Source organism: Pedobacter sp. MC2016-24 (assembly GCF_015223055.1).
In the GTDB taxonomy this organism is placed as follows: Bacteria; Bacteroidota; Bacteroidia; order Sphingobacteriales; family Sphingobacteriaceae; genus Pedobacter.
Window position 1 is genome coordinate 140,017 of sequence record NZ_JADFBX010000013.1, and the last position, 9,018, is coordinate 149,034.

At 41.5% G+C, this 9,018-nt stretch carries 7 protein-coding genes; 6 read left to right on the forward strand and 1 reads right to left on the reverse strand.

Features of this window, described 5'->3' with window-relative positions:
- The first annotated feature begins 99 nt into the window (after positions 1 to 99).
- Genes IM797_RS22605 through IM797_RS22615 form a run of 3 tightly spaced genes read left to right on the forward strand, consistent with a single transcriptional unit; the run spans position 100 to position 3,904 of the window.
- Positions 100 to 2,535, forward strand: a complete 2,436-nt coding sequence (locus IM797_RS22605) for a penicillin acylase family protein (protein WP_194129468.1) — start codon at positions 100 to 102, stop codon at positions 2,533 to 2,535.
- Between the two features lie 4 nt (positions 2,536 to 2,539).
- Positions 2,540 to 2,890 (forward strand): hypothetical protein, encoded by a 351-nt coding sequence (locus IM797_RS22610; RefSeq protein ID WP_194129469.1) that lies wholly within the window; start codon positions 2,540 to 2,542, stop codon positions 2,888 to 2,890.
- Between the two features lie 27 nt (positions 2,891 to 2,917).
- Positions 2,918 to 3,904, forward strand: a complete 987-nt coding sequence (locus tag IM797_RS22615) for an acyl transferase (protein WP_194129470.1) — start codon at positions 2,918 to 2,920, stop codon at positions 3,902 to 3,904.
- A 75-nt stretch (positions 3,905 to 3,979) separates the two neighbouring features.
- Here the strand turns inward: IM797_RS22615 and tyrS are convergent, their stop codons facing one another.
- Entirely contained in the window at positions 3,980 to 5,266 is a 1,287-nt protein-coding gene (tyrS, locus tag IM797_RS22620) for a tyrosine--tRNA ligase (RefSeq protein ID WP_194129471.1), read from the reverse strand.
- Between the two features lie 101 nt (positions 5,267 to 5,367).
- Here tyrS and IM797_RS22625 point away from each other — a divergent pair, with 101 nt between their 5' ends.
- From IM797_RS22625 to dapA, 3 genes are read left to right on the forward strand one after another with little or no spacing between them, the layout of a single operon-like run.
- On the forward strand, positions 5,368 to 6,054 hold the full coding sequence (locus tag IM797_RS22625) for a hypothetical protein (RefSeq protein ID WP_194129472.1): 687 nt from the start codon (positions 5,368 to 5,370) through the stop codon (positions 6,052 to 6,054).
- Positions 6,055 to 6,107: 53 nt separating this feature from the next.
- Entirely contained in the window at positions 6,108 to 8,120 is a 2,013-nt protein-coding gene (gene ligA / locus IM797_RS22630) for an NAD-dependent DNA ligase LigA (protein ID WP_194129473.1), read from the forward strand.
- Between the two features lie 8 nt (positions 8,121 to 8,128).
- Complete coding sequence (dapA, locus tag IM797_RS22635) at positions 8,129 to 9,010, forward strand: 4-hydroxy-tetrahydrodipicolinate synthase (RefSeq protein WP_194129474.1); 882 nt, start codon at positions 8,129 to 8,131, stop codon at positions 9,008 to 9,010.
- Positions 9,011 to 9,018 lie beyond the last annotated feature (8 nt).

Sequence of the window (9,018 nt, forward strand, 5' to 3'; positions counted from 1 at the left end):
TCTGCCATTCATTACTTTTCAATGAAGTTTTATGTTAAATTGCCATATTAAATCGTGCTATGTTAAAATTCACAGCACCTTATATTTAAGTGATATACAATGAATAAAATAAAAGCCCTCATTTGCATTATCATCCCCATATCGCTGGCATTTGCTTTCAATACAAAATTTGGCGACACTCCTCCACTGTTAAAATTCCTGAATCCCTTTACCGGATTTTGGCAAAATGCAGAACCTTTTTCCATAAATGCTAAAACAAAACTGGTTTTAAAAGGCACCTTAAAGGATGTAAATATTGCCTTTGATGACCGTATGATACCACACATTTTTGCACAAAATGATCATGACGTATATTACGCACAAGGCTATGTTACCGCCATGCATCGCTTGTGGCAAATGGACTTTCAGACCCGGTATGCTGCAGGGAGACTGTCGGAGGTAGTCGGAAAAAAAGCCATCGAACTTGATAAATACCAACGAAGAATGGGAATGGTTTTTGGCGCTGAAAATTCATTGGAAGGGATGATGGCTGATCCGCATTCCAAAGAAATGATCCTGGCTTACACCGCCGGCATCAATGCTTATATCCATTCTTTATCTAGATCTAAATATCCGGTTGAATATAAAATACTGGATTTTAAACCAGAGGACTGGACACCTATAAAATGTGCTTTATTGCTCAAACAGATGTCGGCGGTCCTGGCTATGGGTTCTGATGAATTCTACATGACCAATATCAGGAAACACTTCGGCACCGAGGTAGTCAAAAATCTTTTCCCTGATTATCCATTTAAAGAAGACCCGATTATCCCGGTAGGTACAAAATGGGACTTTAAGCCATTACCAATACCTGAAGCTCCTGCCTCGGCCAGCGAAATCATTACCGGTGACATCCAGACCAAACAAAAGGAAGAAGGCATTGGCAGTAACAACTGGGCATTATCTGGTGCAAAAACGGCTTCCGGCTTTCCGATCCTGGCCAATGACCCTCACCTTGATTTATCCTTACCTTCAATCTGGTACCAGATCCAATTACATGCGCCAGGTTTAAACGCCTATGGTGTATCGCTGCCGGGAGCGCCGGGAATTATCATCGGGTTTAATCAGCAGATTGCCTGGGGTGTAACCAATGTTGCAGCTGATGTACTGGACTTTTACCAGGTTAAATTTAAAGACGACAGTCACAAAAGTTACTGGTACAACAATCAATGGAAAAATACAAGTACAAGGCTGGAAAAAATAGTGATCCGCGGCGCTTCAACAGTCATTGATACCGTGGTGTATACCCATCATGGACCGGTTGTATACCTGCAAAAGGCAACAAATTTCTCCAAAGCAAATAATGTTCCTGTTGGCAATGCCTTAAGGTGGATTGCCCATGAAAAATCAAACGAGTTAAAAACGTTCTATCTCCTCAACAGGGGTAAAAATTATGCAGATTACCGGAAGGCCCTCTCCTATTATACGGCACCGGCGCAAAATTTCATTTTTGCTTCTGCAGATAATGATATTGCCATAACTGCGAACGGTAAATTTCCTTTAAAATGGAAAGACCAGGGTAAATTTATACTGGATGGCTCCGATCCTAAGAACGACTGGCAAGGCTGGATTCCGGCAGACCAGAACCCCACGGTTAAAAACCCAGCCAGGAACTTCGTCAGTTCGGCCAATCAATCCTCTACCGATCAAACCTATCCTTATTACATCAATTGGGAGTTTAGCCCATATGAACGCGGAAAAAGGATCAATGACCGCCTGACAAGCATGACCAAGGCTACTGCGGATAGCATCAGGAACATGCAAATGGACACCTACAGTATTTTTGCACAAAATATATTACCTGCGATACTACCCCTGGTAGACAACAGCAAGCTGAATGCAACGCAAAAAGAATCGCTGACAATGGTTAGCAAATGGAACAGGTTTTATGATGCCAATGCTATAGCGGCCAGTGTATTTGACATTTGGACGAAACGACTGCTGTTTAACATTTGGGATGATGACTTTACGATTGCAGGTATTCCCATGCGTTACCCTTCCCGGGATCGTACGGTGCAGTTGATTACCCAGGAGCCCAATTCAAAATGGTTTGACAACGTCAATACGCCTGCTAAAGAAACCCTGACAGATCTGGTTAACGAAGCTTTTAAATACAGCTGCGACAGTCTGGAAAGAAAATACGGGCCCATAGGCAAATCATGGGAATGGGCGAATTTAAAACACAGCAATGTCCCTCATTTGGCCAAGATACCGGGTTTCGGATCTAAAACACTGATGATTGGAGGCAGCAAATCAACCATTGATGCTTTAAGCGAAAGCAATGGACCTTCCTGGAGAATGGTAGTTGAACTTGGCAAAACGCCTAAAGGTCATGGGGTTTACCCCGGCGGTCAGTCCGGCAATCCGGGAAGCCCTTTTTACGACAATATGATTGATACCTGGGCAAACGGAAAACTGTATGACTTGTTTTTCATGAAATCGGAAACTGACACTGCTGCGAAAATAATTTCTGAACTAAAAATATCAAAAAAATAGCCATATGGTCTTTATCGTTATCCTAATAGCCTCTTTTTTATTACAACTTATTTTACCCTGGTGGGTTATTGTTATTGTTTCCTTCGCAGTTTGCGGATTAATTGGAAAAACCGGAAAAATAGCTTTATGGTCGCCATTCTTTGCCATTTTATTGCTTTGGACCGGTATGGCACTTTTTAAAAGCTATCCGAACCACCATATCCTGGCAACCCGTGTTGCAGAGATGTTTGGCGTAAAAGCCTGGGGACTGATATTAGCCTTAAGCGCTATTATGGGCGGTTTTGTTGCGGCCGTATCCGGATTTTGCGGATATCATTTCAGAAAGGCCGTTTTGGTCAAAAAAGCCACGTCTTAATTAAATATTGTTCCGTATTTTTGCCCTGTGACCAATTTAAGCAAACAGATATTTTCGATTAGCACACCGGAGGACTTTGAAAAGATCAGTCTGGAAGTATTCAGGCACCAGGCTAAAAATTGCCAGGTTTACCGGGATTACATTTCTCACTTAAAGATATCGCCTTCAGAAATTCATGCTGTCGATCAAATCCCTTATCTGCCCATCGGCTTTTTTAAAACACATCCGATACTAAGCAATGTAGATGCTGCCATTGAAATTACATTTAGCAGCTCGGGAACGACAGGTATGTCTCAAAGCAAACATCTGGTTACGGACCTTAGTTTATACGATCAGAGTTTCAACCTTGCTTTTGAGCAATTTTATGGTTCTGTAAAAGGGACCTGCTTTCTGGCACTGCTACCTTCTTATTCAGCGCGTGAAGGATCTTCCTTGATTTATATGGTAGATGCGCTAATCAGAGACAGTCAACACCCAGACAGTGGTTATTTTTTGCACAATCACGATGAATTGTATCATAAACTGATGCAGTTAAAATCACAGGGACAGCAAACCATTCTCATTGGCGTAACCTATGCTTTGTTGGATTTTATCGAAAAATATCCAATTGATTTTCCGGAGCTGGTGGTGATGGAAACCGGTGGAATGAAAGGCAAGAGGAAAGAAATGGTTCGCGAAGAACTTCATGAAATCCTGCAAAAAGGATTTGGTGTCCCTGCAATCCATAGCGAATATGGCATGACTGAATTGCTTTCACAGGCTTATTCGTTAGGACTTGGCATCTTTAATTGCCCGGCCTGGATGAAGGTTAGTCTGCGTGACACCAATGACCCCTTAAGTCCGCCTGCGAATAACAAAACAGGAGGCATCAATGTCATTGACCTGGCCAATGTAAATTCTTGCGCATTCATAGCTACCCAGGATCTCGGAAGGATCTTTCCAGACGGTTCGTTTGAAGTACTGGGCAGGTTCGACAATGCCGATATCAGAGGTTGCAACCTGCTTGTACAATAATCGTCCTGAATTTATTTCAGCATCCCTTGACAATCCAAGAGATCCTGAAATAAATTCAGGATGGCGATCGCACCATTATTCTGCAATTAAAAGGAAATAATTTTTTTTCCCTTTTTGTACAATAATGTATTTATCGTTGAGCAGGTTTTCCGTATTAAATACAGATCCAGCTTCTTTTATTTTTTCTTTATTCAAAGAAACGCCCCCACCCTGGATTGTTTTTTTAGCTTCACCTTTAGAAGGAAATACGGCGGTCTTTTCAGCAAGTAAAGTGGCAGCATCCAAACCTTGTTCCAGGTCAGATTTAGCAATAGGAAATTGTGGAACACCTTCAAAAATTTCCAATACCTGAGTGTCGTTTAAGGTTGCAAAGAAGTCAAGCGCACCATTGCCAAACAAAAACTCAGAGGTTTTAATGGCCGTTTCCAGAGCATCAGCAGAATGCGTCCTCACGGTGATATCTTCAGCTAAAGACTTCTGTAAAATCCGCAAATGCGGTGCAGCATTATGTTCTGTCTCAAGGGCTTCTATTTCTTCCTGACTTTTCAGCGTAAAGATCCTGATCCATTTTTTGGTATCGTCGTCTGAAGCATTTAGCCAGAACTGGTAAAATTTATAAGGCGAAGTTTTTTCTGGATCTAACCATACCGCACCACTTTCCGTTTTACCAAACTTGGTACCGTCAGCTTTCTTAATCAACTGCGTGGTAATTGCAAATGCAGTACCCGCATCTTTACGCCTGATCAGTTCAGTACCTGTTACAATATTTCCCCATTGATCAGAACCACCCATCTGTACCAGGCAGTTGTGGTGTTTCCAAAGGTAATAAAAGTCAAAGCCCTGAATCAACTGGTAACAAAATTCGGTAAAGGACAATCCTGAATCTCCCTCCAAACGCCTCTTTACACTGTCTTTGGCCATCATGTAATTCACAGTAATGTGCTTACCCACATCTCTGATGAATGTAAACAGGTTCATATCTTTAAACCAATCGTTATTGTTGACCATTACAGCACCGTTACCTGCTTCTTCAAATTTGAGAAACTTGGACAACTGCTTCTTCATTCCAGCCAGATTATGTTCAACCATGGCTTCTGTCTGCAGGTTCCGCTCGTCTGACTTACCTGAAGGATCTCCAACCATTCCGGTTGCTCCACCTACCAAAGCATAAGGTTTATGTCCGGCACGTTGAAAATGGATCAATGTCATAATCTGCGTTAAATGCCCTACATGCAGGGAATCAGCAGTTGGATCAAAGCCGATATATCCGGCAGTCATACCTTCATTTAGTTTTTCTTCAGTACCAGGCATCATATCCTGTAACATGCCTCTCCAGCGTAACTCTTCAACGAAATTGGTCATTATTATATGCTTTTGTGGCAAATATAGGAAAAGCTGTGTTATCCTTAAATTCATACCGTTCAAAACTGAGTTATTGTATAAAAATCGCTACTTTTAGTCCGATGAACTTTCTTTCCCATTTTTACTTTGAAAGCACGACGATGGATCCGAATATGGTCATGGGTGTAGTTTTGCCAGATTTCATCAAGAACGCACAGAAAGATTGTAATTTATATCCACAAAAAACGCCGGATCTTTTCCAGACTGATGTCAATCAACGCGCACTCCTAAGGGGATGGCAAAAACACGTGGAAGTTGACCGGCTTTTTCACTCTTCAGCATTTTTCCAGTTGCAGACTCATCAGCTGAAACAAATGCTCTTACCTGCATTGGAAGGAAGCCCGGTAAAACCTTTTTTTCTGGCCCACATTGGATTAGAACTTATCCTGGACCATTTGCTTACCATTGGGGGCATTGTAAACATCAACACGTTCTATGATCAGTTGGTAAAATCTGATAAACAGACGCTGGATCAATTCTTGCAGCATGCCGGCCTAGCCGACACCACTGTATTTTTCAAATTCCTCAACAATTTTATCTCCAGCAGATACCTGTTCAGCTACAGAAAAATTGAAAATATCACTTACGCACTCAATAGAATTTGCATGCGCTTATGGGATTTACCCTTTACAGACGATCAACTGAGTTCCATCACCGCAAAGCTGGAAATTTTCAAAAACAGCATCAAAGATGGTTATTTATCTATTTTTGACGAAATTGAAGGTGACCTGCAATCTGTAAAATCTTAAAATTTTAATTAAATCTGAATTGGCTACACCGGCTAATTTGTATCTTCGCATTTATGTCAAGATCCGATGTAAAAGATAAAATGGATGCTTTGGTTAAGGAGCTTAACCAGCACAGTTATAATTATTATGTATTGGCCATGCCCACCATTGCCGATTATACATTTGACCAAAAGCTGGAAGAACTACAGCAACTGGAGCTACAGCACCCGGAATTTGCGGATCCCAATTCCCCTACTCAAAAAGTTGGTGGTGAGGTTATGAAGAACTTTGTTACCCTGGCGCACAAATGGCCGATGTTGTCACTGGGTAATACCTATAATGAACAAGATTTACGCGACTTTGATGACAGGGTAAAAAAAGCCATTGGTGAAGACTTTGAATACGTTTGTGAATTGAAATTTGACGGTCTTTCCATCAGTCTGACCTACGATGGATCAAAACTGGTACGGGCTGTGACCAGGGGGGATGGTACAAAAGGTGATGACGTGACCAGCAATGTAAAAACGATTCACAGCATCCCGCACCAGTTGAAAAATAAAGATGTACCACCACTCTTCGAAATTCGCGGAGAGATTTTCATGCACCGTGCGGCATTTGAAAGATTAAATAAAGAACGTGAGGAACTTGGAGAAGTGCAATATGCCAACCCACGTAACTTTGCTGCGGGAACTATCAAAATGCAGGATTCCAAAGAAGTAGCAAAACGCCCCCTGGACTGCTTTTTATATTCACTAAATACAGATAAAAACTACTTCAAGACCCATTGGGAAAGTCTGCAGACTTTAAAAGAATGGGGTTTTCATGTTTGTGAGCATACCAAATTAACCAATCATATTGATGATGTATTGTCTTTCATTAAATACTGGGAAGAAGCACGTTTTAAACTGTCATACGACATTGACGGTATCGTCATCAAGGTGAATAGCTATGCACAGCAACAAGAACTTGGCTTTACAGCAAAATCACCGCGTTGGGCCATTTCCTACAAATACAAAGCACAGGAAGTGGAAACCATTTTAGAAAAAGTAACCTATCAGGTTGGCCGTACCGGGGCGGTAACACCAGTTGCCAATCTGAAACCGGTACAACTGGCAGGTACCACAGTAAAAAGGGCTACCCTACACAACGCCAATGAAATTGAGCGGCTGGACCTGCATGAAGGCGATAGTGTTTTTGTAGAAAAAGGTGGTGAGATCATTCCTAAGATCATCAATGTTAACCTGGAAAAACGACAAGCTGATGCCATCCCGGTAATCTATCCGGTTATTTGTCCTGAATGTGGAACACCTTTGATCAGAAAAGCAGGTGAAGTGGCATTCTATTGCCCGAACGATGAAGCCTGTCCACCACAAATTGTGGGTAAAATTCAACATTTCATCAGCAGAAAGGCGATGAATATTGACGGACTTGGAGATGAAACCATCGAAACGTTTTTCCAGCATGGCTTAGTTAGCCACATTAGTGACCTCTATACGTTACACGAAAAAGCAGCAGCATTAAAAGTATTGGAACGCTTTGGTGAGCGCTCCATTGATAATATGCTTAAGGGCATTGAACAGTCTAAACAAATGCCTTTTGAAAAAGTATTGTTTGGATTGGGTATCAGATATGTAGGTGAAACTGTTGCCAGAAAACTGGCTTTTGGCGTTAAAAACATTGACACACTGACCACCGCTTCGATAGAAGATCTGATCAGCATTGATGAAATCGGACTAAAGATCGCTGAAAGTATCATAGAATACTTTAGTAAAGCAGATCACTTGGAGCAGATAGAACGCTTAAAATCACAGGGTTTACAATTTGAAGCCATAGAAAATGAAATTACCTTGCAAAGTGATAAATTAACTGGAAAAACATTCGTAATTTCAGGCGTTTTTGAAGACTATAGCCGGGAGGAGTTAAAAGAACTCATAGAAAGCAACGGCGGGAAGATATTAAGCGGGATTTCTGCGAAACTAAACTACCTCGTTGCCGGAGACAATATGGGTCCTTCAAAGTTAGAGAAGGCAAAAAAATTAAATGTGCCCCTGATTTCACAGGACGATTTATTAGAGCTATTGAAGTAACATAAAAGATGAATAAATTTCACGGAACCGGTGTAGCATTGGTTACACCTTTTAATGCAGATGGAACGGTAGATTATATCGGGTTAAAAAACCTGATCAACTACCAGATTGACGGAAAAGTTGAATACCTGGTATCCTTAGGTACTACTGGAGAGGCTTCTACTTTAAGTAAGGAAGAGAAGAAGAAGATCTGGGAATTTACTGCAGAAGTTAACAATGGTCGCCTGCCGCTTATAGCCGGTATTGGCGGCAATGACACAGCAGAAGTTAGTAAAAGCATAAAGACATTCGAAATCAATGGCTACGACGCCATACTGTCAGCGAGTCCTTATTACAATAAACCAACTCAAGAAGGCATATATCAACACTATAAGGCCATTAGTGAAAGTAGTGCCATGCCGGTTTTTTTATACAATGTACCTGGAAGAACAGCCAGTAACGTGAGTCCTGAAACCACGTGCAGGTTAGCTTCTGATTTTAAAAATATCATTGGAACAAAAGAAGCCTCTGGCAACTTTGACCAGTTTAATCAGATCATGCGGGATAAACCTGCCGATTTTCTCTTGATCTCAGGAGATGACCCGGTTGCTTTACCTATGATTTCACTAGGTGCAGTGGGTGTAATCTCGGTAATTGGAAATGCGTTACCAAAACAATTATCTGATATGATCAGGCTGGCTTTGAAGGGAGATTTCGCTGCTGCGCAGCCTTTACATTTAAGCTTAATTGAATTTACAAGATTGATGTTTAATGAGGGAAACCCTGCAGGTGCAAAAGCTGCTTTAAAGTACTTAGACATCTGCAGCGACCATGTACGTCTGCCTCTGGTTAGCGTATCTGATGCGCTTCGCAAAGCGATCATCGCAGAAACCAATAAAATTATTTCATAGAGTATTTC

What these genes read in the sequence shown, in the direction of transcription:
- IM797_RS22625 (WP_194129472.1), top strand. Translation starts at nt 5,368, where the DNA reads ATGAACTTTCTTTCCCATTTTTACTTTGAAAGCACGACGATGGATCCG.
- dapA (WP_194129474.1), top strand. Translation starts at nt 8,129, where the DNA reads ATGAATAAATTTCACGGAACCGGTGTAGCATTGGTTACACCTTTTAAT.
- tyrS (WP_194129471.1), bottom strand. Translation starts at nt 5,266, where the DNA reads ATGACCAATTTCGTTGAAGAGTTACGCTGGAGAGGCATGTTACAGGAT.
- ligA (WP_194129473.1), top strand. Translation starts at nt 6,108, where the DNA reads ATGTCAAGATCCGATGTAAAAGATAAAATGGATGCTTTGGTTAAGGAG.
- IM797_RS22610 (WP_194129469.1), top strand. Translation starts at nt 2,540, where the DNA reads ATGGTCTTTATCGTTATCCTAATAGCCTCTTTTTTATTACAACTTATT.
- IM797_RS22605 (WP_194129468.1), top strand. Translation starts at nt 100, where the DNA reads ATGAATAAAATAAAAGCCCTCATTTGCATTATCATCCCCATATCGCTG.